Raw genomic sequence first — 24,054 nt, 5'->3', positions numbered from 1 at the left:
GGTTAGGGGGGATCTCAAGTCTCGGTGGTACATCGAAAAACTTTGAAATGCTTATCAGACTAGGCTTTCACGTTAAGTTGACACCAATTGCAATGCCCACCCTACTACTCTAACTTACGGTTGCCTCAACAACTGCGGCAGCTTCAGCTGCATAAACACTAACTTTTTTGCGGGTTTTGCCCTTTCTCTCAAACGTTACCACGCCGTCGATTAAAGCAAACAATGTGTCATCGCTGCCAATCCCGACGTTGTTACCGGGGTGAAACTTAGTGCCACGTTGACGTATGAGAATGTTTCCCGCACGCACAGTTTGACCACCGTAGCGCTTGACACCCAGACGTTGAGCATTAGAATCGCGACCGTTGCGCGTACTACCTGTTCCTTTCTTATGAGCCATGATTCCCTCTTGTATATCTACTTTTTCTATTATTCAGCAGCGGTTTCAACTTCTTCAACAGAAGCATTATCAACGACAGGCGTTTCGTCCATTGCTGCTGCTTCAGCAGCAAACACCGTACCATTAAGGGTAATGGAGTTAATCATGAGTCTGGTAATTTCTTGACGGTGCCCCCGTTTTTTGCGGGTTTTCTTTTTCGGCTTCATTTTGTATACCAGGACTTTACGACCTCTGAAATGTCGTAGTACTGTCCCTTCTACAGTTGCACCTGTTACTAGCGGCTGTCCAATGGTGACTTCGCCGTCGTGCTGCACGAATAATACCGATTCTATTGTAACTTTCTCGTCTGGTTCGGTTGTCAGCAGTTCAATGTCATAAAACCGCCCTGGCTCTACTCGTAATTGTTTACCGCCAGTTTCAATAATTGCGTAGGTCATGGAATTGTCCTTGAGGTTGCCGTACAGGTAGCTGGCTTTTTTCTCTTATAGAGATGCTTTTGCCTGCTTTTGTAGTATGTCTACCTGATCCGAGCAGGAATTAGACAGACAATCTAATATTATATTTTATTAATAGGTGTTAAGTCAAGCTTTAGGTGGATTTTGAGATTTGGCATCAATGTCTGTCTGACTCTAAATTTAGCAGGAAACGACGCGATCGCGTCCTTGTCTTTTGGCTTGATGTAGCGCTTCTTCGGCTGCATTAACTAGAGTCACAGGCTCGGTTTCTCCTGTGGGAATGACGCTAGCCACACCTACGCTGACAGTTAAAACAGCAGCGGGTAAACCACCCATGCCAGGATACTCACACTTAATTGCCAAAGCTTTTACTTGTTCTCGAATGGATTCAGCAATAGACATAGCAGTTGCAAGATCTGCATGGGCGAGAATGGCAAATTCTTCACCACCGTAGCGAGCCACTAACACCGTGTTTTCGTCGTTGGAATCTGTTACCTGGGAAATTGCGATGGCATTAGTAGCAGAGTAATTACTATTAGCATACGAGAAACTGCCACTAAGTGAGCGGTTTACGCAGTTCTTGATAGTATTAGCTATTTGTTGCAGACACTCATCTCCTGCGGAATTACCGTAAATTTTGTTATAAATCTTGAAATAGTCGATATCGCACAAAATCAGGGATATGGGGATGTACTCGCGTAGTATGTGCGTGGTATACTCGCGAGCAGATTTTTGCCAATCAATTTGCAAGTATGTATGAAAGTAGTGGCGATTGGCTAATTGCGTTAGTTCATCTAAGCTAGAGAGCGCACGTAATTGTTGGTTCTCTTTTTTCAACTGTTCAATGCGAACATTACTAAAATCTTCAGTTGTTGTAAGTTGTTCTCGAAAATACAACCGATATAATTCACATGTAGGAGTATGGCGATCGCCTTCTAAATTAATTAGCCCCAAACTCTGTAATTTATATGCTAGTTCTGGTTCTATTTTCACATGAGCCGTAGCATTAATTACTTGATAAAAAGCAGCCGCTAATTCCGGCTCCTCTCTTAGTTTTAATAAATACCGCCTTAAATACTCGTTATAAATTCCTGCTTCTGTGGGTGCTTGCTGTAATAGCTGTTGTAAATCTCTCTCTAACCCTCCTTTACCCATAAGATGATACAAAGCGAGTCGAATTAAATAAGGATGTCCCCCAACCATTGCCATCAAACTTTCAGCATCTTTACCATCTTTCCAATCTAATCCATGACGTTGGGCCAAATCCTGCACCTGTTCTTTTGTAAATGGAAGCAGCTTAATTGGCAAACCGATATTAAATGGGGATTGAGTCAGTTTGAGAGGAACAATAATTTCTGTTGAGTACACCAAAACAAGACGCAGTTTTTGCCAAATTTCCATCCGTTTGGCTTGTTCGTACCAAGACCGCACTAATGGTAAAAAATCTCCAGCAATTTCTGGGTACTCAAATACAAAATCTACTTCATTTAATACCAAGACAAGCGGACTTTCCAAAGAAGGCAATAAATACTTTTGGAAATAGATGGAGCAACTAACTTTGCTACCCATTTCCTCATCCCAATAATCATTGAGTTTTGGTTCTAGCTGTAATTCCCGACTAATATTGGCACACAACCACCGCAAAAATTTATCCAAATTAGCAAATACCGCTTTATCTGCTTGCTGAAAGTCCAAGCAGACGGTGCGAAAACCCCGATTACTAGCGTGTGCGAGCAACCGTAATATCAATGAGCTTTTCCCCATCTTCTTGCTAGCTTTAAGGCAGACGACACTCCCTCGTTCAGCTATTTGTGCATAGACAAGTTCTTCAATTGGTGGGCGAGGAATGTAAAATCTAGAATCAAGGGATACTGGCCCACTAGGAAATTCTAAGGATATGGCTGTGGCTGCTCGGTTGAATTCTTTAATTAACTGCTGATATCTTTGATTAAGACTGCGATTTTCTAGAATTTGACGAAAGTTAGATTTATTGATCGATTCCTTCCAAAAATTACTCAGCAATTGCCATAAATTAGAAGCAACTTTCCTAACACGCTCCTCTCTGTAGTGTGCTTCCAGCGCTATACTGGTGTAAGTTTTTCCTTCCCACGAAGCACGCAAAATCATTTCTTGGAGCGTCGTTAAACCGGTTGCTTGACTGGCTTTTAGTAGCTGTACTACTTCATCTATAGTCATTTAGTCATCGGCTCTCCTTCTATTTAACGTTTCCCCAAACCATTGTTCTTTGTAGCTCAATGCAGCTTTCCTTTTGGAGGTAGCAGCTAATCTTTCTTGAAGCAGCTACAAACAAGCTTTAATCATTTTTTGGATGGTGAAACATTTGACATCACTTGTTAATAAAGTTGTTTTACATGCTTCTCCTATGCTTATGGAATTTTATGTAATTGGATATACTTTGTTCTAAATATATTTTAGAATGTAAATAAACACAATCTACTTAGTTTTTTTCTTATAGATGGTTATGGCGATCGCTACAAAGCTTACATTCATTCAGTTAACTGTTTTCTAGATTACATTCCACTCCATTATGGTATCTGCTGTATATTTAACTGAATTAAAGATTTGTTAATAAAAATAAAATTATATATATTTTGCTAGTCTATATACAACACAAGATCCCCGGCTTCTCCAAGAAGTCGGGGAGCTGAAAGGGATTTTTAAGGTATGAGTTGATAATTTATCCAGGCTTCCCAAAAAATATAAATTGATAGAATTCCTAAGAAAATACGCAGTGCAAGGCTAACAACTGTATCTGGTATTTTTGGCAGTGTCCGAGTACTCATCTGCACACCTATAAGACCGCCGCATCCCAAAATTATACCTTGAATAAACAGAATATTTCCCTCTAAAGTATGTCCTGTACAGGCAGCTAAGGCAGTGATCACAATAACACCTAAACTAGTCTGGATTGCTACTTTAATTTCTTCTCCTAAGAGTAATATTTGCAGTGGTACCATAATCGTACCGCCACCTAAGCCAAACAAGCCTGCTAAAATTCCTGCCGCTCCCCCAGTACCAAGTTTGGTAAGTAATGGGTTAAATGCTAGTGCTGTATGCTCTCCTTCTTTGGAAGCCAGTTGCTTGCGAAGATCTATCAAATAAATATTAGCGAGTAGTATGATGCCAAATGAAAAGAGTATTATATATGATGGGATTTTATTGGCAAAATAAACTCCTATGCCAGTAGTGAAAAAGGCTGGAATTCCTAAGTAAATAACTCGTTTAAAATCAAAGTAGCCCATCCACCAATTTTGTATACTTCCAGAAATTGAAGTAATCACAATAGCAAGGCTACTAGTAGCGATCGCTTGAACTGGTGTATAACCTAGAGTGACTAGAAGAGGAATTGTGATAATACCGCCGCCGATTCCTAAAAGTCCAGCGATGACTCCAGATATTAGACCCCCAGCTACCAAAATCAACCAACTGAAATCATTCATAAATAGGTTGTATCAAAGAACTAATTAATGTAATTAAGTTTTTTAGCTCATAATCAGCGGCTATAGCTCTTTAAAACTTTCATATAGAGCGATGAATCGCTGACTACGAACAAAATATTTAAGCTTGCTAACCGTGTACTGTTACCGGATGACTAACAACGCCTCCGTAGAGCAACCCAGAATCATTCCACGGAACTGTTGTTGGCTGTGTGTTACCCAAATTATCAGTAGCACGAGCTTGGAGAGAATACTCTCCAGGAATTGGGTTCCATTCAATATCCCAGCGAACCCACGCAAATGGAAAATTTGGTTCTCTCAAGCGTGCAAATTGCCAGGTTTTACCACCATTTAAGCTGACTTCCACACGCACAATCTTCCCTTTTCCAGACCAAGAACGTCCGCGCATTAGATAAGGTTTAGCAGTAAGCGTAGCTGGCCAAGCTAACTCAAAGGCGCTCTTAACATTTTGGTACGTAATCACTTTACCTTTATATGGAGAGATAGCTGGGTAATCTGCACCAACCAGTACCATCTGCTCTAGCACCCATTGGGTGTATATTGGTGTTTCAGAAACCTCAATTCGCTCAATCCATTTAACGTTAGCGTTTCCTCCCCAACCAGGAAATAAAGCACGACATGGCTGACCGTGGTCTGGAGGTAGTGGTTCCCCATTCATTGCATAGACTAGGAGCGAGTTATCTGCTAATGCCTTTGAAATTGGAACCACACTACTGAACTTGAATTGTTTTGAATCCAGCGAATCCAAATCTCCGCCTTCAACTAGTACGTCTCTTGCAGTGGATTTCAGTCCAGCTCGCTCAAATAATATGCTAAGTGGTACACCAGTCCACTCAGCCACACCAATAGCGCCGAGTCGCCACTTTGTTCCAGAAAGTGGCTTGTTGTAAGCTTCTTCAAAGAAGCGCCGACCATTAGCAGCACACTCAATAGCACAAGTGACTGAGATGGATGGCATAGTGATGATTTCATCGTAAGAGAATTGGCAGGGCGTGGAAACGCCAGTTCCTTGAATGTGCAAGCGCCAAGTAGATGGGTCAAAAGGAGGAGGCGTATTGCGACTATGAACGTAAAACCAATTGTTTGGTACTAGATAACCACGCTCATACATTGCTTCCCAGTTCATCTCTAATGTGCCTTTGCTATGAGAGATGTATCCTGGTGGCAATGGCTTAATTATTCTACTGCCTTTGGGTTTGACAGCAGCAGAGGTTGACAGATTTGATTTGCTTGTCTGACTGTGAGCAGGTGCAGGTTTAGCTAAGCCTCCAATAGCTGTTGCTCCAACCATCGTGGCTAGTATTTGCAGAAAGCGCTGACGCGAAATACCTGCATCTGAGCTTTTTTGCCAAATGCATTCATCAACCCGTGCTTGTAAGTAATCCTCCTGGTCAAAGAGGTTTTCATCGCTCAAGCTATTACCTCCTTATAATTCGTAATACTCGCCAAGGCGCGAGAAGCAAGCTACATAATTCGTAATTTGTAATGGGCTACACCCCGTTGCAAAGACAGTAATTAAGACATAAAGAACAAGGAAGTAGCAAAGGAGTTTAGATTCTGCCTCTGCTACCTGGTATTCTCTACAAATATCGATTTTGGAGAAACTACTTGTCTATCACACCCCAAACACCAGTTACCTCATCTTGCTTGTAGTTGGGTAAATAGTGATCCAATCGATTGCGGGCTATTTCCGAAATCGCGTCAATAAAGCGATCGCAATCTTCCAATGTATTATACACAGCAAAGCTGGCCCGGATAATGCTAGGAATATTACGCGTAATTCCGCTCTCTACTTCTTTCGCAATCTCGCAGTCTTGCTCGTCCGAAATATTCTTGAGTTTGCGAATATATTCATAAGTGCAGAAAGCCCCAGCCCGAACCCCGATACCGTATTCCTGTGCTAGAATCTCTGCTACTAAACGTCCGTCAAACCCATCAATGTCAAAGGGTATGACGTGGGCTATATTCTCTCCTGAGATATGTACTCTCACACCAGGAATTAGCTTCAGCCGTGTAAATGTGAATTCAACTAGAGAGTGTTCGTATTCCGCAATGCGATCGCGTCCAAGTTCCTCTATAATTTGAATTGCTTTAGCAATAGCGATCGCACCCATTGCGTTTGGTGTTCCAGGATCATGTGCTCGTTCTGTGTAAAAACGCTTTATCTCTAGGTTTCTGGTAATATAAGGCAGATTTCCACCGCCGATTTGATAAGGATAGGAGCTATCAAAAAACTCCTTCGGCCCCAGCAAAACCCCTGTTCCATAAGGAGCATACATTTTGTGTCCAGAAAAAGCTACAAAATCCAAATGACATGGGTCATCATCTGCACGCATATCTACCCGTTCATGCTGGATTAACTGACACACATCAGCAAACATTTTAGCACCATACCGATGTGCTAAAGCAGCAATTTCATAAATAGGTGGTCTGTAACCTGTAATTGTTGAAGCACCTGTAATGGTCAGTAACTTTATTTGTTCTGCTTCGGGGAGATTTTCGTGTGCCTTGAAAATATCCTCAATTTCAGCAACATTCACACTTCCGTCCGGTTGGGTTCTATACTGAACAACTTCGTCTCTAGTTACCCAAGGTAGTAAGTTTGATGAATGCTCAATATCAGAAACTAAAATTTTGCCAGGTTTTTTCGCCCAGAGTGTTGCAGCTCCATTAATTGCTTCTGTCGTATTCTTGGCAAAGATTACATAGTTTTGTGATGATGACCCGACAAATTCCCGAATCACATCTCGGCTTGCATCATATTCTCGCGTAGTAATAATAGACTTTTGCCCAGAGCCTCGATGCACGCTACCATAAGTATCCAGCATCTCATCTACGTGCTGCTTCAGTGTTGCAAAAGGAGTGGTTGTAGCTCCATTATCTAAGTTGACGTACTTGATATATTTTCCGTTACGAGTTTTCACCTTGAAACATAGAGACTCATCTGTAAATAAAGGTTTAATTTCTTTGTCCCAAAAGCTGTCAAGATTTTCTGCAAACAGCGGTGATTGGGTTGATTCTTGCTTTTGTTTCGCACCCAATGCAAGCAATTCAGTCATTTTTAGCACCTCTATGTTAAGTGTTTAATTTTTTGCCAAGCCTAGCCGTCACAATGCTTTATCTAATACAGTAATCACATTACTTGGTAGAGAATGTGGTGTTTAACAGTACTTAGTCACTAATAGAAAACTCGGTTATTGCAAATATTCTTTAATAAATAATAAAAAAATGTAGCCGTAATTATACTCAACTATAAAATACTTAAAACTTAAAAATATACAAAGTAATAATATTTACCATTAGTCTACTGTATCTTCAGGTAATTTTCTCTCGTCATCAGAAAAGCTTCGGAAGTTGATAATAAAATATAGTAAAAGTTGCTCATTAAATAAACCTGAAAATGCTTGCCATGAATATATTTGCTAAAAAAAGCTTGCCAGAAGTTTGATCAGTCTTTGAGAAAAAGTCATAAATTCACTTAGTTAACATTACTTTTTATTAACTACTTAGCCCAGTATCATTACGCAAATGTCAAGATTCCCTGACCTGTTAGCTATAGTAAAAGTTCTTAGTTGTTTACTCGCAGATAGCTACGATAACTCAGTACTCTGAAATAATATGTCAAATGATAGATGACTATATAAATATCTATCTAAGGTAATAAAGAACACTAGTATACAAATGTTTTGAAGAATACATTTTTAATTTACACCCTAAGGTAGTTGCAATTATGAGCTTAATAGTTAGTCAATAGAATTTTTCCATTTTGATGCAAAATAAAATTTATAAGCTAATACTGTCAGTTTGTATTAAATTTAATTACAAACTGTTATGTGTAAATCTGTGCTTAGTTAGAAAAATCTCTAGATAACGACCTGCTCTGTAAATTAAAGGATTTAAAATAAGTAACACTAGTGAAATTACTGCTAAGCGTGTCATTATTATTAACAATATTTATTTTGTGATCGCTAATTGTGTCCGCAACACCCACGTAGTTATTGTTTGTAGCTGATTGAGGATAAGAGATTCCAGGCATGAGGGCAACGGAAGTAATAATCAATGCAGAATCAAATAAAAGTGCAAGTTTCATAGATTTATCATTAAATTTAGAATAAGTGCAATCAATGCTCTTTAGTAAGAGAGTGCCCTGTTTCATAAACCTTAACTTCATCCACTTAGTTCACCTGATTGGCTGAATTGTCTCTCACCCATTCGGGTGAGCAGGACAGTGGGAGCAGGGGAGAGGTTGCAGTAAGTCTTTCCCCTCTGTCCCTCCGCACCTTTGCCCCTCTGCCTCCTAACTCTTGACCCTTGACTCTTGATTTTTGACAAATGACAAATATGCAACACCAAATTGTTGGTAAGCCACTGGATCGCGTTGATGGTAAGCTCAAAGTTACAGGAGAAGCAGCTTACACAGCTGACGTGCAAATAGATAATCTGGTTTATGGAGTGATTTTTCAAAGTGCGATCGCTAAAGGCAAAGTTATCCAAATTGACACATCAGCAGCAGTAATAGCCCCTGGTGTGGTAGATATTATTACTTACGAACAAACCCCATCTCTGGTAAAAATACCCTTCTTTTCGCCCCAACAACCTCAGCCAACCGAAAAAGACGATAACATCTACTACGATGGTCAACACCTGGGGATTGTAGTTGCTCAAACTTTAGAACAAGCCCAAACCGCCGCCTCTCTGGTAAAAATTATCTACGAAGAAGCACCGCCTACAGTCACAATGGCACAAGCAGAGATATTTGAGCCAGAATCAATATTTTTTGGCATCATGCCCGGTAAAATTACCAGAGGCGATGTTGAATCTGGCAAAGCCCATGCAGATATTCTCATGGAGCAGATATATACTACGCCAATGGAACATCATAATCCCCTAGAACCTTCTGCAACTGTAGCGATGTGGGAGGAGGATAATTTAACGCTGTATGAAACCACTCAAGGTATTTCTTCAACACAACGGGGAATCTGTGCTGTCCTCAATATTCCTCCAGAAAACGTCCGAGTTATTTCCAAATATTTAGGAGGAGGATTTGGTTGCAAAGCGCTGCTGAAGTCTCATACTATCCTAGCTGCGATCGCAGCTCGCAAGGTTAAACGACCTGTGAAAGTAGTAGTGACGCGATCGCAAATGTACACCTCTTGCGGGTACAGATCCCAAACTCAACAACACTTAACCCTAGGTGCAACCAGAAACGGTAAGTTAACCGTTATTACGCACATTGGCACATCCTTAACTTCCCCCTTTGATGACTTTGTAGAACCTGTGGGTGCAGCAACAACAATGATGTACGCCTGTTCCAACTTGGAAGTTAAATACCGCCTAGCTCGCATCAACGCCGGCACACCAACCTTTATGCGAGCGCCGGGAGAAGCACCAGGAATGTTTGCTCTAGAATCAGCAATGGATGAACTGGCGTATCTTTTAAATATTGACCCAATTGAACTAAGACTGAGAAATCATGCAGATATCGATCCGCATACACAACTTCCTTGGTCAAGTAAATCTTTGAAACAATGTTACCAACAAGGAGCAGAAATTTTTGGCTGGTCACAACGCAACCCAGTTCCTCGCTCCATGCGCGATGATGAGCCAGCACTGAAGGAGGGTTTCCCTCCGCAGGTGACTGACGAACCCCAAAGGAGGCATTTCCTGATTGGTTGGGGAATGGCGAGTGCTACATTTCCTAGCAACGCCGGGCCCGCATCAGTCAAGGTAGAAATTTTTGCCACTGGAGAGGTGCGAGTCCAAAGTGGTACGCAAGACATTGGCACGGGTACTTATACAGTGATGACTCAAGTCGCTGCTGAAGCATTAGGCTTACCCAGTCAGTCGGTGCAGTTTGAACTAGGTGATAGCAATCACCCCAAAGCTCCTATAGCAGGCAATTCAATCACCGTTGCTAGTGTTTCCCCGGCGGTGCATAAAGCAGCCAGTGCAGCACGGGATAAGATGATTCAAATGGCGATCGCAGATCCCAATTCTCCTCTATATGAATCTCAATTAGAAAATATTACAGTAGAGTTAGGGCAAATATTCTTAAAACAAGACCCCAGCAAGCGAGATAGTTACACCGATATTCTGCGCCGTCACGGTTTAGAAAGCATAGAAGCCAAAGAAGAAACCGCACCCAACCCAGAGAGCAAACAGTACGCCAAACACTCTTTTGGAGCAATCTTTGTTGAAGTTGCTGTTGATGAATTATTAGGCGAAATCAAAGTCAGACGTTGCGTAGGCGTTTATAGTGCAGGGCGAATTCTCAACTTCAAGACAGCGCGAAGTCAGGTTATTGGTGGGATTACTTGGGGAATCGGCATGGCGCTGATGGAAAAAACAGTAATGGATACCAATCAGGGCAGAATAGTTAATGCTAACCTTTCAGATTACCTGATTCCTGTTCATGCAGATATACCAAATATGGAAGTGCAATTTGTTGAAGAACACGATCCTTATGTGAATACTCTAGGAACAAAAAGCCTTGGAGAACTTCCAATTGTTGGCGTAGCCGCTGCCATATCTAACGCCGTTTATCATGCCACAGGTAAACGCATTCGTGACCTACCAATTACACCAGACAAGTTGTTATACCCGTAGGGGCACGGCAATGCCCATTGATGTCAACTTCAGCTCAAACACTCAATTTCCCGTAGTTTCAGATCCCCCAACCCCCTTCAAAAGGGGGCATTCGATTCTAATTCCCCCCTTTTTAAGGGGGTTAGGGGGGATCTCAAATCTAGGTGGTACATCGAAAAACTTTGAAATGCTTATCAGACTAGGCTTTCACGTTAAGTTGACACCAATGAGCAATGCCGTGCCCCTACACCTCGCGTGTACTCACGTTCAATTAACGTGCATCACCAATTAAAACAAACGGCGACCAATAAAAAGGATGGCGATCATCTTTAATTAGCTTCAACTTAGCTTTTTGCAAAGCTTCCCCTTTACTCATACCCTGCTTGAGATTCTGATAAAAATCAACCATCAATTCCTGAGTTACTTTATCTTCAACCTTCCACAAACTCGCCATTACAGCTTTAGCACCAGCACGCTCAAATATATAAGCAACACCTGCAATTCCTTCACCGTTAAAATCAGTTTCTACAGCAGTTTCACAAGCACTAAGTATTAGTAGTTGTGTACCTTGTAGTCCTAAAAGAGCAGCATCGGCAATGTCTAAGGGTTTATCAGCAAATAGTAATTTATTATTTAGTAAATCCACTTTTTTGCAGTCTTCAATTTTGAAACAGCCGTGAGTTGCTAAGTGCAAAAAGGAAAAGCGCAAAGCTTGGGATCTAAACTTTTCTAGGGTAGCTTCATTGTGGATATAAACTTCGCTGTCTGGGAATATTTCCTTAATCTTTCTGACTTCTATCTCTGCACTTGGGAGATTTTGCGGGTCACGGGGTACAGGATTACCAAATGCTAAAACAGCTTGTGGTTTGCGGGGTACGGCATTTTGCACACCTGGAGATTTCAGGGAATTATTAGAAATACGAGTGAGATAGTTAACAGGATATTTTTGGATCAGAAATTGGTTAGTTTTACTGTCGTAAAGAGTTTCAAAAGGTAAATGACGCAGTTTACCAGTAGCAATAATACTCAGTTGTTTGGGGGATAAAGCCTTAATTTTGTCTTCGATAGGACGAATGAGTATATCATAAAGTTCGCCGCCAGTTTCAGCGTAGCTAGCATTACCATCATCTTGTACCTGTTCTAGGTATTGAGTGAGAAGTTTATTAAATTTAGTGGGATCAATAGATTTTTTAATAACGCTCAACTCGCCTTTTGTGAAGATGAAAAATGCGACGTTATTAGGCATATTTCTCACATTAGTTAGCAAGACGGGTTGAACTACAACCGTTCCTGTAGGTATGGAAGATGTCAGGTTTTTAATATCTGCTGGTGTAGTTTCAAATAGTTCTGCCACTTCAGGAAAACGGCGGGATATCTTTTCTGCATCTGAGTAAACTTGTGCTTCTAATTGCCGAATTTGTTGGGGTAGGCTTTCGGAGCGATCGCTTTGCAGTTGTTGTCGCAGGGATTCCAATTGTTGATTTTTTATACTCCAGTTATCAAGAGCTTTCTGTGCTTCTGGGTTGGCAACCTTGGCATTAATCAGGCGAGTATAATCAGCAAGGTCTGCTGTGGTGAATAGGTTAACCCATTCAAAGGCTTGATTGTATTTCTTTTGGTTAATGAGGATATCGACTAAAGCAGTAGCATATGCACCGTTTTCCTGCAAAAAGTTTTGGCGATTTTCTCGTTGCAAACCCCGGCGCATTTCTAAGCTAATTTGGAGAGATTGCTGCAAATTAGCAATAGCTTGGGTTGGTCGATTTGTACTTTGGAAGAGTACACCAATATTACCCAAAGTGTCAGCTTCACCAGCGCGATCGCTCACAGCGCGTCTCAGGGGCAAAGCTTGATTGTGAAAATCAAGTGCTTTCTGCTTTTCTCCTAAATCGTCGTAAAATACACCAATATTATTGAGTGTAGTCGCTTCACTAGAGCGGTTGCCCACAGATCGAAAGATAGACAGAGCTTGATTGTAAAAATTGAGTGCTTTCTGCTTTTGTCCTAAAGCGTCGTAGACAAAACCAATGTTATTGAGTGTAGTGGCTTCACCAGAGCGATTGCCCCCAGCGCGTTTCAGGGGCAGAGCTTGATTGTAAAAATCGAGTGCTTTCTGTTTTTCTCCTAAAGCGTTGTAGACTCCACCAATGTTATTGAGTGTAGTAGCTTCACTAGTGCGATCACCCACAGCACGCCATAGAGGCAGAGCTTGATTGTAAAAATCAAGTGCTTTCTGCTTTTGTCCTAAAGCGCTGTAGACTCCACCGATGTTATTGAGTGTAGTGACTTCACCAGAGCGATCGCCCACAGCACGCCATAGAGGCAGAGCTTGATTGTAAAAATCGAGTGCTTTCTGCTTTTCTCCTAAAGCATGGTAGACAAAACCGATGCTATTGAGTGTATTAGCTTCACGAGTGCGATCGCCCACAGCACGCCATAGAGGCAGAGCTTGGTTGTAAAATGATAGTGCTTTTTGGTTTTCTCCTAAATCGTTGTAGAGTTTACCGATATTATTGAGTGTGTTGGCTTCACCAGAGCGATCGCCCACAGCACGTCTCAGGGGCAAAGCTTGATTGTAAATATCGAGTGCTTTTTGCTTTTCTCCTAAATCGTCGTAGACTCGACCTATGTTATTGAGTGTAGTGGCTTCACCAAAGCGATCGCCCACAGCACGTCTCAGGGGCAAAGCTTGATTGTAAATATCGAGTGCTTTTTGCTTTTCTCCTAAAGTGTCGTAGACTCCACCGATGTTATTGAGAGTAAGAGCTTCACCAGAGCGATCGCCCACAGCACGATATAGGGGCAGAGATTGGTTGAAGTAATCGAGTGCTTTTTGCTTTTCTCCTAATGCGTTATAGTTAAATCCAAGCCCAACCAGTGCGATCGCTTCACGTTTTTGGTCTTTGAGTTCTCGTGAAATGGTTAAAGCTTGCTGAAATATTTGTATTGCTTGTTGGTGTTTTTGTTGCTGTGTCAGTTGTACCCCTTGCTCAAGCAGTCTTTCTGCTTCTTGGACTTGCGAGTTTTGAGTTTGTCCCCAGGTGGGTTGAGCCATCAGTATTACTGTTAAAGGCGTTAGATAAATACCCAAAGCCAAAAAACTGGGGAGAATTTTTTTCATAAAGTAGCGCAGAGGTAGCTGTTTTCAATTGGTGTTAGCAAAAGCTGTCATTACCAACATCGTGATGTTTGTTATTAATATCGCAATGTTTCTTATTAATGTCGCGGTGTTTGTTATTGACATCGCAATGTTTCTTATTAATATCGCAATGTTTGTCATTAACATCGCAATGTTTCTTATTGATATCGCGGTGTTTGTTATTGACATCGTAATGTTTCTTATTAATGTTGCGATGTTTGTGATTAACATCGTGTCTGTCGTTAGGAACGTCAAAAAGGTTAGGGGTGTACATCTACGCCCCTAGAGATAAAATAATTCACGCTCAATAAGGTTTTGCCAAAATAGTGATCGTTCTTTGTTGCGAATTGAATTGGATTTCATCTATCACATATTGCCGATTTCTAGCCACTGACCGAATACCTCGCAACTGTGCTGTAGAAACCACAGGTGGTTTGAGCTTTACTACTGCTTGACCTTGGATAGGATTTTTTATGGTAAAAGTATTTAGTGGAATACCACTCCAAGTTACTGGCTTACCTTGGGGACGGTCTATTCGTGGGTTCCGCATAACTTGAAGTTCATTGCTGCTGTAAACAAACCTCTCATTCTTGAAAACTACTCTTGCAATTTGGCTCAAGGGAATCGTAGCAGTTTTACCACTACGCTGAATTGATAGTGCTTGGCCTTGTGCATCAATTCCTATTATCTGACCACTGCTTGACTCACCCCCTTTAAAGATGACCTGCGCTAACTTTGGCAAGGACACTGCAAGGTCTAATTCATCTGCTTTGACTGGTGTCTGTGCTAACAAGAAATTTTCCGTCTTGACATCTTTGCTAATTACAGCTTGGATGTTTCCAGCTAGCGCTGCTGCCATTACTAAGATTGCCACAACCCATCCCTGGAAAAAAGCTTTCATGGCTTTAACAGTATATTTGACTATATTCCACTTTCTCATTAAACTTCCAAAGCAGATATCAAATTTCCGTAAAATCATCTAAATAATGTGTCTTTGTGGTTAAAAATTTGATTTCTAAACCACCAAGCCACTAAGACACAAAGAAAAATACATTAGACATCTCCGACAAAGATGTAGAGACGTAGCAGTGCTACGTCTCTACAAGGATTTTGGGCAACGCATAATTAATTTTCGGATGTCTATTACACATTGAAGGGTTAGTTTTATACTATCTCAATAAGTTTCTTCTACAATTCTCGTATGACCCAAGCACCTAACCAGGAAACTAATATTTTAGGTAAATTCACGAGTGTACTTGGCTTACTGGGTGCGGCGCTTTTCTTTGCAGGCTGGATTTATCGTTGGTCATATTTTTACTTTTTTCAGCTAGAACTCAATACTCTCGACTTACCTGCACAGTCTTTTTTAATAGTTCCCCTGCAAATATTTCTCGGAGATGGTTGGACAATCTGCAAAACTGCGATCGCTTTTTTTGTCGCTGCGATCGCCATTCAAGCTACATTATGGTTAATTAAGATCATCAGTGATACAGTCGTCTCTGCAAGCCAATCACTAGTTAGCCGCATCATCTTTGCTACTCAACGCAGACGTTCATGGATAGCTAAACAGCTAAAATCTCTAGCTGAATTTGGTTCTGGGCAATTGCGTTCAGTGGATTTTTTGCGATCGCTAGTCAATGAGATAGTAATAGTATCCTGGGTGTTAATTGTGATATTTTGGTTAGCTCGTTGGCAAGGCATTGCAGATGCTAGGCGGGATGCTGGTCAAAACTCCACTTTACCCGTTGTAGCGCTAATTACACCTGAAGAAAAGTTTGCTGTAGGGCGCAAACTTGATGATATATTTGCTGACCCTTCCTTGAAAGGTTATCGCATTATTGGAGACAGAGGTTTATTCGAGGACTTGCGAGGTAGGGAAGATAGTGATAGCAATCTAAAGCCGCCGAGAGTCTGGCGCTTACTCTTAGAACGTGGCGGCTGGATTTATTTGTTTCGAGCATTGCCCCCAAATGCAAAATCTAATGAGCTACCATCGGTGTTAGCTATTCAAGAAAGTGAGAAGGGACATATCATCATTCGTAGCCCAGAAGTTTCTAAAACCACTTCTCCTTGAACGAATTACGAAGCTACTGCTCTTTTTCGTTTCGCCCACCAGCCAAAACCAAAAGCAACCAATGAGCCACCTATTGTATAAGGTTCGGGTATAGGACGTGGAGTAACACTAAAGTTGCCATAATCCACATTACTGGAAAACTCTGAATAACCTTCACTGAAATTACTATAGAATACGTTAACGTTCCCATTTCCGTCTTCGCCGCTTCCAGCAACTCGGTAAGAAAAACCGTTCTTGGTTAACAGCGGCATACTTGCATTCAATAGATTATCATTGGTTCCATATTCGCCAGGCGAGAGCAGTTCAATAATTTTCTCTGTAATTCCTTCTACCGTTCTTGTCCCACTGATTCCTGTGATTGTGTAGTTGTTGTTTATAGGATCTAAATCTGTGGTGGTGAGGATGCCGCTAGTGAAAATTGCTGTACTATTTGCTTCATAACTGGGAAAAGAGTACTGAAAATCAAAGAACTGTGCAGCTTGTGCTACAGATGTACTAACACCAGTGAAGCTGATAACAATACTAACAGTAGCAATACGAAGCTTATTGGTTAATTGCATCAGATAATTCTCCAAAAATAAAGTTAACAAATTAAGTGTTGCGATCGCTAGTCTTGATTTGCGTAGGGTGAGTTAAGCGAAACACTGTAACCCGCCCTACAAGAACATCTGGCGTTGCTGAATTTGAATATGAAGTTTAAAAATCAACTCTTCTCAACTCTTACTCTCTGCGGCTCTGTCTTGAAAAGTTTCCTAGGTTGGGAAACCCGCCTACAGAACTTTTCGCTGCGCCTCTGCGTGATACAAATTCATATTTCTACTCAGCAACGCCGAACATCTTGTATTCGATATTTAAAGGTTTTCGCCTGAAGTTGATACCAATGAAGGAAATCAAACGCACCTTTAATTAGAAATTACCAGGGTCATCATCAAGCGCTAGTAGGAAATTAATCAAGTCTGTTTGCTGGTTTGAATTAAACCCAGCTTGCCTATCTACGTAAAATTCATGTCCAGTACCATCAAGATTACTACGTACTAAACTAGGGTTAGCTTTGTTGGCTTTCACAACTAAAGCACGAAGTTCACGATCAACCAAGGCACGCAAGCTACTAGCAGCATTAGCAGGTATACTTTGGCTAAGAGTGCCAGTTAGCCCTAATCCACTCTTGTCAACAACAGTGAAACTGCCATTTGGGTTAACTTGCAGACTTCCGGCTCGCACTGCTACCCCACCATCGTGCAAATATGGTGCGCTTAAATAAAGACCACGTAAGGAAGTAGTTTTGTAACCACCTTTTGGCAATATACCTTTGGGTAACGTCGTGGGACTGTCAGAAATACCCTGCGTTGGCACGTCTAACACCTCAGCGTTAGCAGGTATGGGAACGGGAGTATTGAAAGTGTACAGTTTGGGTGGCACTAATAGGTTACTCAGCCCTAGCCGAGACTCTGCACGGGCTGGGTTAGTACGAATTTCATCAATTGAATGAATTTTATTATCAGTAAAGAAAGGTGGAATATGGCAAGTTGCACAATTAGCTTTCTCAAAAACTTTTGCTCCACGTCTAACAGAATTGCTATTCAATGCTTGCCAGTTTTCCGAAGTTTTGTTAGCAGGAGGTACTAAGCTATTTTGGAAAGCAGACATGGCGTTATTAGCAAATAAAAAAGAGCCACTAGCGATATCATTAAGGTTTCCAGTATTTGGACTAAAAACCAAACCGTTGTATGTAAATAAGCTAGGGCGCAGATTGGGAGAATTCCCGGCTCCTGGGGCAGCAACTTGGTCTTCTAATTCTGTTTTTGTAGCATCTGGTGCAATTTTACGCAACCACTCTGAAGGTTTGACTGTAACTCCTTCTGGTAAACGTAGACGTGGGTCGGCAGCATTCTGAAGGAATGTACCAATATAAACTTCTGGATCAATATTAAGAGTTTCTGAACTGAGTTGAGCAGCTGCTAATAGATTGATTTCTGAAGAGTGAACGCCGTTGTTATTAGCGCTTAATCCCGCAAACGGCCCGACAGCAAACTGTCCATCAAAGAAATAAGGATGATTCTTAAATGTGAAAGCGCTAGGAATTTGAGTAGTATTGTTGATACTATCTGAAGAACTTTCAAAATTCCCGAAAGGCACATCTAATACTGCATCGTCAAAAGCTTTTTCAAACTTTTCAGGATCAGGTAATTCTACTTCATTACCTTTACTGTCTAGAATGATTTTTCCATTACCTCGATATTCTGGGTTTAGAGGATTAAAATTTAACCGCGAAAATGCCGCAGCAGAATTTGGTGCTAAAGCAACTAACAAGGGTGTAGCAATTTCGCCATTAGGTACTCCGATTAGAGGTTCCCCCTGACTTGAAATGGATACGTGGCAAGCAGCACAGCTAATATCAATGTTAGGTGTGATTCCCAGTCCAATGGGAAAAGTTCCTCCCTTTTCCATTTTTAAGCCTGTATTAATGACAGTTCCTTGAGGAACAGTTCGACTACCTAACGTTATATCTTTCTCAAGAGTAATTTGTAAGTTTGTTGTCGGCTGACCTTGCAACTTAACTATTGCTGTTTGTAGTTCTGGCAAAATCGTTGCAACGCCAGTTCCAAAACCAAATACTCCTTGCAGACCAAATATATCGCCAATTTTGCGATTGAAAAATATATCTTTACCTTTGGCAATTAACTCTTCAGTGATTTGAACTGCTCCTACTCGTTGATAGGAAATTGGGTCATTAGGATCAAGTCCTTGCTTAGCAACTATTCTTGCTGCTTGTTGAGGATTTAGCAATTTCCCAAAATAGTCGTAATAGCCTAAAGGTTGAGTTGGAGCCGATTGCAGTAGGCCATTCTTAGCTATGGCTATCTCGCTGGTTATCAAGCAATTTGATAACAGAATACCAAACAAACTAATGACAAAAACACAGATTAATAAGACAACCTTAGTTTTTAAAGCATATATGACCCTAAATACACCAGTATTAGGGTTTTTTTGGCGTTTCATATTGTTAAATGCATTTTAAAATCTGTAGGTAGATATAGCACATGTCTATATAGATATATGCAAACTAAAAAGTTTTTTCATATTCGTTAATAATATAAAAGTTTACAAAAGATAAACACATATACTTAACAGGAAGTACTATCATCTTCAGGCTTCTTGCTGTACATTCCTGTTGACATTGCTGAACGAAAATATGAATTTACCGGGCTACGCCCCGCTTCTCTACGAGACGCTCCGCGAGTGCTAACACGCAGAGACGCAGCGAAAAGTATGAGCGCCGGCTTCCGGCGAACATAACTTTTCAAGACAGAGGCACAGAGAATAAGGGCATTGGTGAATTTGAGTATAAATGATTTTAACTTTTTCATTTAATGCTTTCCTTTGCGTCTCTGCGCCTCTGCGTGTTAGCGTAGCGGGGCGTAGCCCGATAAATCATCCCGAAAATATGCAACACCTAACTAATCAATCATTTTCTGTAAGGCAATCTGCAAATCTCTTGTCAAATCGCTCAAAGCCTGTCTAACTGCATGGCGATCGCCTTGAGAACTCGCCCAGCGATCGCTAACTGAAATTGGCTCACCCACGGTAATTTGCGCTTCTTTCCAACCTAACCGCGGTCGCCCTGGAAGTGTTGTATCCTTAATTCGAGAGAGCATATCGAACATGAGTAACGCTATTTCTGCACACCTGTCAGCAGTTAGTTGTTCTTGCATATAAGTGGAAACTGCGACAAAACTTTCTACTAACCGCATGTGTCGCATCCGCAAGTCTGCTTCTTCGGCAATCCAATCTGCTAGACCACGTTTGAAGAGTGGTAAAGCGTTGATGTCTGGCAAATCTTCTCGGTAAATATAACTCCAGCCAGCTTCTTCCAAACGGCGACAGCGGTCAATAAAAGTCCCCTGTGACTGGAGTCCAAAATATTGCTCGGCAACTTGCAAAGCTATATTCATTAAGTAGTGCAGTCGGTCAATCAATACTTGATTAGGACTAGCAGATTCTTCAGTTGAGATGATTTTGGGGATATCTTGATGATAGAAGCGCCGATAAAACTCTTCCATCTCTGCAATCAGGTATTCAGCTAAGCGACAGATGCGTTGATAGTATATTTCTTGTTGCTCGCCCTGGTCAATTTCCTTCATTGGCAAGCCGCTATCAAATTCCAATTTACTCAATAGCCAATCCAGCTTTGACCAAGGTGGTTCAACGTAGCGATACTGGATGGCGATCGGTACAATTACAACAGTCTCAGAACGGTTGGCTTTTTGCAAGTCTTCTACGCACCAGAAACCCATTTGGGCAACACCAGGTTCCAAAGGACTAACAACACCACTCAGACCATTTGTACCGCCTTCGGGTGCAACTGAAATGGGAAATTTGCCACTAGCAAACAACTCCCGTGATGTTTGGATAGCTTTTCTATCTAATCGCCTACCACGACGAACTGGCACACCCCCGATTCGAGAGAACAATCTACCTAGCCAGTCCCCGGCCCATATTGTCATACCTCGATCATAAAGAAAATAGCTGTGAACCCGGTTTTTTAGCTCAATATTTTGCTGACGAGCAACCTTTGGCACAATCCGGGAAAGCAGATATAGCATACAAAGGGGATCTTCTACCTCTGGATGACGAAATGCTATCAAAAAGCGAATTTTGCCAGCTTGGAATTGTTGATAAAGTTCGGCTAATACCTTAACGTTTCTGGCTTCAATATTGACTATACCAGCAGGTAGCCAGGGTCTAGTCCGAAACCGTAGCAAGAGCGGTAATAAGCACTGAGTAATCTTGAGTATAAATGGGTTAAAACGTAGGGGAATAAATCTCAGTGGTGGTTGAGTAGAGTGAATCGATCTAGGCAAGTCGCTCTCCAGATTGTGTCTCTTGCGATTGTACAATATAGGGTCTTTGTTATGCGATCGCCTACAGCGGGCGGGTACGCCATCGCTTGCTTTTATCGCCTCATTTGTTCCTTTCCTCCCACAACCGAAAATGCACGTATCAAAGCGCGTTTGACTAACTCAATTTTGAATTCATTATGTGTTTGCGGTTTGGCTTCTTTGACGGATATTGTCGCTGCGGCTGTAAATGTAGCTTCATTAACAGGTTTTCCTTTGAGAAACTCCTCAGCTTCCCACGCACGCCAAGGTTTGGGTGCTACTCCTCCAAAAGCGATTCGTGCTGATTTAATCGTGTCTTGTTCTATATCTAAAGCAACAGCAACAGAAACTAGAGCAAATTCATAAGCTGCGCGATCTCTGACTTTTAAATAATGGGATTTATACGCAAGCGGGACTTCAATAGCAGTAATCAATTCTCCAGGCTGTAATAAAGTTTCCTTTTCTGGTGTTTCACCTGGTAAAAGATAAAAATCATGAATTGAAATTCGACGTTCTGCTTGCAATCCTTGAGTACAAATTACAGCATCTAATGCCGTTAGGGCTACAGCTAAATCTGAAGGATGAACGGCGATACAAGACTCACTAGCCCCAAAAATAGCGTGCATCCGGTTATATCCTGAAACTGCTGAACAACCTATACCTGGAGTGCGTTTATTACAGGCAAAAACCGGATCTCGAAAGTAGCCACAGCGTACTCTTTGCAGTAAATTACCGCCCACTGTTGCCATATTTCGCAGTTGGGGAGAAGCACTTTGTAGCAATGCTTGACTAATAACTGGATAGCACTCCTGAATTTTGGGATGAAATGCCACATCACTCAGCTTGCAGACTGCACCTATGCGGATTTTATGAGCTTGAAATTCAATATTTCTTAAAGGTAAACTGTTAATATCAACTAATTTATTTGCTGTTTGTACACCATCTTTCATCAATCCCAGTAAATCTGTGCCACCAGCGATAAATGTAGCAGTTTTGTCTTGATCAATTGAAGCGATCGCCACTTCTTGTGAGGTAGGTTTAGTATAACTAAATGGCTGCATCTTTCATCTCCTCTAGCACGTCTTGAATTGCAGCAACAATATTTGGGTATGCTCCACAACGACAAAGGTTTCCACTCATCTTTTCTTTAATTTCTGTCTCAGTTTTTGGTAATTCTTCTAATATCATTCCCACGGCTGAGACAATTTGACCTGATGTACAGTAACCACATTGAAAAGCATCATGGGTAATAAAAGCTGCTTGCATGGGGTGGAGTTCGCCATCTTTGGCTAATCCCTCAATGGTAGTAATTGATGCACCGATGTGCATCACTGCTAAAGTCATACAAGAGTTAATTCGCCGACCATCAATTAGCACAGTACAAGCTCCGCATTCACCGCGATCACAAGCTTTTTTACTACCCATTAGACCGAGATATTCACGGAGTGCATCGAGTAAAGTAACACGAGGTTCTAATCTTAGTGAGTAATCAATATCGTTGATATTCAGTGATAAATCTACTACCTCTGGACCCAATGTTTGCAATTCTTGAGGAAGAGAGTTTGAAGTTATTGGAGTTAATGATTTATCTTCCATATTTAGACTGCTAATAATTATATTTATTATCTATCTTTCGTCTGTGACTTTTTCTAGAATTATTAGTTAATCTAGCAAATATAGAAGTAAGGGTAAGCATTTTGTCATTTATCATCAGTTATTCATATTTACAAAGCACAAATGACAAAGGACAAAAAACCCATAGTAGATAAAATTGCCATTATCGGTGCCGGACTAGGCGGTTTGGCTACTGCGATCGCCCTACGAAACCTTGGTTACAACGTTCAGGTGTACGAAAAAGCACAAGAACTTCGCCCTGCTGGTACTGGTTTAGGATTGGCTCCCAACGGCTTAAATAGCCTAGATGCGATCGCGCCAGGAATCGTCGAAACGCTCACAATTTCGGGTTGTCCAGTTCACCAATCGGTTTTAAAAAAATTTACTGGAGAAACCGTTAGGACTAACTCAAGCAAATATTTAGAAAAATACGGACAGCCATTATTAACTGTTTGGTGGTGGCGTTTGCAGCAAACTCTCGCATCCAGATTACCATCCGACATCATTCACCTCAATCATCGCTGTATCGGTTTTCAACAAGATGAAAACGGTGTAGAAATTTACTTTGATGGTGGAGAAACAGTATATGCAGATTTACTGATTGGATCTGATGGCGTCAACTCCACAGTCAGAGAAGCTTTAATTGGGGATGGCAAGCCTAATTATCTGGGAAGTATGTGTTGGCGTTCTGTTTTAAAGTATCATCACGAACTATTTAATTCCTATGATTTAGTTTTTATTAAAGGCAATAAACAGTTTATGTATATTCTTAACGTGGGTGAAGGATATACTAGTTGGATTAGTCGTAAATTCATACCAAATTATTCGCTTTCCCAAAGTGCTGATGAGGTCAAATCTCGCATTCTCAATGAATTAGTTGGTTGGGATGAATCATTTCGGGCGGTTGTAGAAATGACACCAGCCGAGCAAATTTGGGAAGGGCCGATTTGCGATCGCCCACCGTTAAAACACTGGAGCCAAGGTAGAGTAGTTCTTTTAGGCGATGCAGCACATCCAATGGCTCCATCTATTGGACAGGGAGCTAATAGCACTTTTGAAGATGCATACGAACTGCAAGTGTGTTTTTCCCAGTCATCTAATTTTAAAGAAGCTTTTACTAGCTACGAAAAACGTCGCATCGAGCGCACACGAGTGATACAAGCTCGTAGTGCTTTGGGTGAGATGCGCTACTACGATGACAACGAAACATCTGCTAGACAAACGCAGATAAATAGTGATGATTTTCAGAATTGGCTTTATAATTACGAGCCATCTGTAGCTAGTTAACTTGAGTGTGCGATCGGGTTTTGGAAAGCTACTGTTTTCCAAAATTGGGTAGATAGAAGTGAGTGATACCAATTAAAAAAAGAATGTGACAGATACACCATGTAGAGACGTTGCATTGCAACGTCTCTAACAAAGGATTTGTTG

At 41.3% G+C, this 24,054-nt stretch carries 16 protein-coding genes; 3 read left to right on the top strand and 13 right to left on the bottom strand.

Annotation, left to right across the window (positions count from 1 at the left end; translation table 11 throughout):
- Nucleotides 1-109 precede the first annotated feature (109 nt).
- The 6 genes from rpmA to HCR01_RS27095 all read right to left on the bottom strand — a co-directional run bounded on the left by rpmA (nucleotide 110) and on the right by HCR01_RS27095 (nucleotide 7,390).
- Nucleotides 110-397, bottom strand: coding sequence for a 50S ribosomal protein L27 (gene rpmA, locus HCR01_RS27120; RefSeq protein WP_193199146.1), 288 nt, complete (start codon nucleotides 395-397; stop codon nucleotides 110-112).
- Nucleotides 398-426: 29 nt separating this feature from the next.
- Nucleotides 427-834: a 50S ribosomal protein L21 gene (rplU, locus tag HCR01_RS27115; RefSeq protein WP_193199145.1), complete on the bottom strand. Its 408-nt coding sequence runs from the start codon at nucleotides 832-834 to the stop codon at nucleotides 427-429.
- Nucleotides 835-1,032: 198 nt separating this feature from the next.
- Complete coding sequence (locus tag HCR01_RS27110; RefSeq protein WP_193199144.1) at nucleotides 1,033-3,048, bottom strand: AAA-like domain-containing protein; 2,016 nt, start codon at nucleotides 3,046-3,048, stop codon at nucleotides 1,033-1,035.
- Between the two features lie 482 nt (nucleotides 3,049-3,530).
- On the bottom strand, nucleotides 3,531-4,313 hold the full coding sequence (locus tag HCR01_RS27105) for a sulfite exporter TauE/SafE family protein (RefSeq protein WP_193199143.1): 783 nt from the start codon (nucleotides 4,311-4,313) through the stop codon (nucleotides 3,531-3,533).
- 127 nt (nucleotides 4,314-4,440) lie between these two features.
- A complete protein-coding gene (locus HCR01_RS27100) occupies nucleotides 4,441-5,745 on the bottom strand; it encodes a sulfite oxidase (RefSeq protein WP_193199142.1) in 1,305 nt (434 codons plus the stop codon).
- Nucleotides 5,746-5,935: 190 nt separating this feature from the next.
- Entirely contained in the window at nucleotides 5,936-7,390 is a 1,455-nt protein-coding gene (locus HCR01_RS27095) for an aminotransferase class V-fold PLP-dependent enzyme (protein ID WP_193199141.1), read from the bottom strand.
- Between the two features lie 1,273 nt (nucleotides 7,391-8,663).
- On the opposite strand from HCR01_RS27095, the gene HCR01_RS27090 reads away from it, so the two are divergent.
- Nucleotides 8,664-10,937: a xanthine dehydrogenase family protein molybdopterin-binding subunit gene (locus tag HCR01_RS27090; protein ID WP_226889657.1), complete on the top strand. Its 2,274-nt coding sequence runs from the start codon at nucleotides 8,664-8,666 to the stop codon at nucleotides 10,935-10,937.
- A gap of 250 nt (nucleotides 10,938-11,187) precedes the next feature.
- Here the strand turns inward: HCR01_RS27090 and HCR01_RS27085 are convergent, their stop codons facing one another.
- Nucleotides 11,188-14,037 carry a CHAT domain-containing protein gene (locus HCR01_RS27085; protein WP_193199140.1) on the bottom strand — a complete coding sequence of 950 codons (2,850 nt, stop codon included), beginning with the start codon at nucleotides 14,035-14,037 and terminating at the stop codon, nucleotides 11,188-11,190.
- A gap of 322 nt (nucleotides 14,038-14,359) precedes the next feature.
- A complete protein-coding gene (locus tag HCR01_RS27080) occupies nucleotides 14,360-14,956 on the bottom strand; it encodes a hypothetical protein (protein ID WP_226889656.1) in 597 nt (198 codons plus the stop codon).
- A gap of 300 nt (nucleotides 14,957-15,256) precedes the next feature.
- On the opposite strand from HCR01_RS27080, the gene HCR01_RS27075 reads away from it, so the two are divergent.
- Nucleotides 15,257-16,129, top strand: coding sequence for a hypothetical protein (locus HCR01_RS27075; RefSeq protein ID WP_193199138.1), 873 nt, complete (start codon nucleotides 15,257-15,259; stop codon nucleotides 16,127-16,129).
- 5 nt (nucleotides 16,130-16,134) lie between these two features.
- Here the strand turns inward: HCR01_RS27075 and HCR01_RS27070 are convergent, their stop codons facing one another.
- The 5 genes from HCR01_RS27070 to HCR01_RS27050 all read right to left on the bottom strand — a co-directional run bounded on the left by HCR01_RS27070 (nucleotide 16,135) and on the right by HCR01_RS27050 (nucleotide 22,605).
- On the bottom strand, nucleotides 16,135-16,689 hold the full coding sequence (locus tag HCR01_RS27070; protein ID WP_193199137.1) for a PEP-CTERM sorting domain-containing protein: 555 nt from the start codon (nucleotides 16,687-16,689) through the stop codon (nucleotides 16,135-16,137).
- 346 nt (nucleotides 16,690-17,035) lie between these two features.
- Nucleotides 17,036-19,129, bottom strand: a complete 2,094-nt coding sequence (locus tag HCR01_RS27065; RefSeq protein ID WP_226889655.1) for a di-heme oxidoredictase family protein — start codon at nucleotides 19,127-19,129, stop codon at nucleotides 17,036-17,038.
- Between the two features lie 458 nt (nucleotides 19,130-19,587).
- A complete protein-coding gene (locus HCR01_RS27060; RefSeq protein ID WP_193199136.1) occupies nucleotides 19,588-20,991 on the bottom strand; it encodes a 1-acyl-sn-glycerol-3-phosphate acyltransferase in 1,404 nt (467 codons plus the stop codon).
- Nucleotides 20,992-21,083: 92 nt separating this feature from the next.
- Nucleotides 21,084-22,070 (bottom strand): FAD binding domain-containing protein, encoded by a 987-nt coding sequence (locus HCR01_RS27055; RefSeq protein ID WP_193199135.1) that lies wholly within the window; start codon nucleotides 22,068-22,070, stop codon nucleotides 21,084-21,086.
- Entirely contained in the window at nucleotides 22,057-22,605 is a 549-nt protein-coding gene (locus HCR01_RS27050) for a (2Fe-2S)-binding protein (RefSeq protein WP_193199134.1), read from the bottom strand. Before HCR01_RS27050 ends, HCR01_RS27055 begins: the two co-directional genes overlap by 14 nt.
- 141 nt (nucleotides 22,606-22,746) lie before the next feature.
- On the opposite strand from HCR01_RS27050, the gene HCR01_RS27045 reads away from it, so the two are divergent.
- Nucleotides 22,747-23,910: an FAD-dependent oxidoreductase gene (locus HCR01_RS27045; RefSeq protein WP_193199133.1), complete on the top strand. Its 1,164-nt coding sequence runs from the start codon at nucleotides 22,747-22,749 to the stop codon at nucleotides 23,908-23,910.
- Nucleotides 23,911-24,054: the final 144 nt, after the last annotated feature.

Source organism: Nostoc sp. MG11 (genome assembly GCF_014904695.1).
Classification (GTDB): Bacteria; Cyanobacteriota; Cyanobacteriia; order Cyanobacteriales; family Nostocaceae; genus Komarekiella.
This window is presented reverse-complemented; position numbering and strand designations above follow the sequence as displayed.

Coding starts and splice junctions, on each gene's coding strand:
- HCR01_RS27105 (WP_193199143.1), bottom strand. CDS start 4,313: ATGAATGATTTCAGTTGGTTGATTTTGGTAGCTGGGGGTCTAATATCT.
- HCR01_RS27110 (WP_193199144.1), bottom strand. CDS start 3,048: ATGACTATAGATGAAGTAGTACAGCTACTAAAAGCCAGTCAAGCAACC.
- HCR01_RS27090 (WP_226889657.1), top strand. CDS start 8,664: ATGACAAATATGCAACACCAAATTGTTGGTAAGCCACTGGATCGCGTT.
- HCR01_RS27075 (WP_193199138.1), top strand. CDS start 15,257: ATGACCCAAGCACCTAACCAGGAAACTAATATTTTAGGTAAATTCACG.
- rplU (WP_193199145.1), bottom strand. CDS start 834: ATGACCTACGCAATTATTGAAACTGGCGGTAAACAATTACGAGTAGAG.
- HCR01_RS27080 (WP_226889656.1), bottom strand. CDS start 14,956: ATGAAAGCTTTTTTCCAGGGATGGGTTGTGGCAATCTTAGTAATGGCA.
- HCR01_RS27055 (WP_193199135.1), bottom strand. CDS start 22,070: ATGCAGCCATTTAGTTATACTAAACCTACCTCACAAGAAGTGGCGATC.
- HCR01_RS27050 (WP_193199134.1), bottom strand. CDS start 22,605: ATGGAAGATAAATCATTAACTCCAATAACTTCAAACTCTCTTCCTCAA.
- HCR01_RS27070 (WP_193199137.1), bottom strand. CDS start 16,689: ATGCAATTAACCAATAAGCTTCGTATTGCTACTGTTAGTATTGTTATC.
- rpmA (WP_193199146.1), bottom strand. CDS start 397: ATGGCTCATAAGAAAGGAACAGGTAGTACGCGCAACGGTCGCGATTCT.
- HCR01_RS27085 (WP_193199140.1), bottom strand. CDS start 14,037: ATGAAAAAAATTCTCCCCAGTTTTTTGGCTTTGGGTATTTATCTAACG.
- HCR01_RS27065 (WP_226889655.1), bottom strand. CDS start 19,129: ATGAAACGCCAAAAAAACCCTAATACTGGTGTATTTAGGGTCATATAT.
- HCR01_RS27095 (WP_193199141.1), bottom strand. CDS start 7,390: ATGACTGAATTGCTTGCATTGGGTGCGAAACAAAAGCAAGAATCAACC.
- HCR01_RS27045 (WP_193199133.1), top strand. CDS start 22,747: ATGACAAAGGACAAAAAACCCATAGTAGATAAAATTGCCATTATCGGT.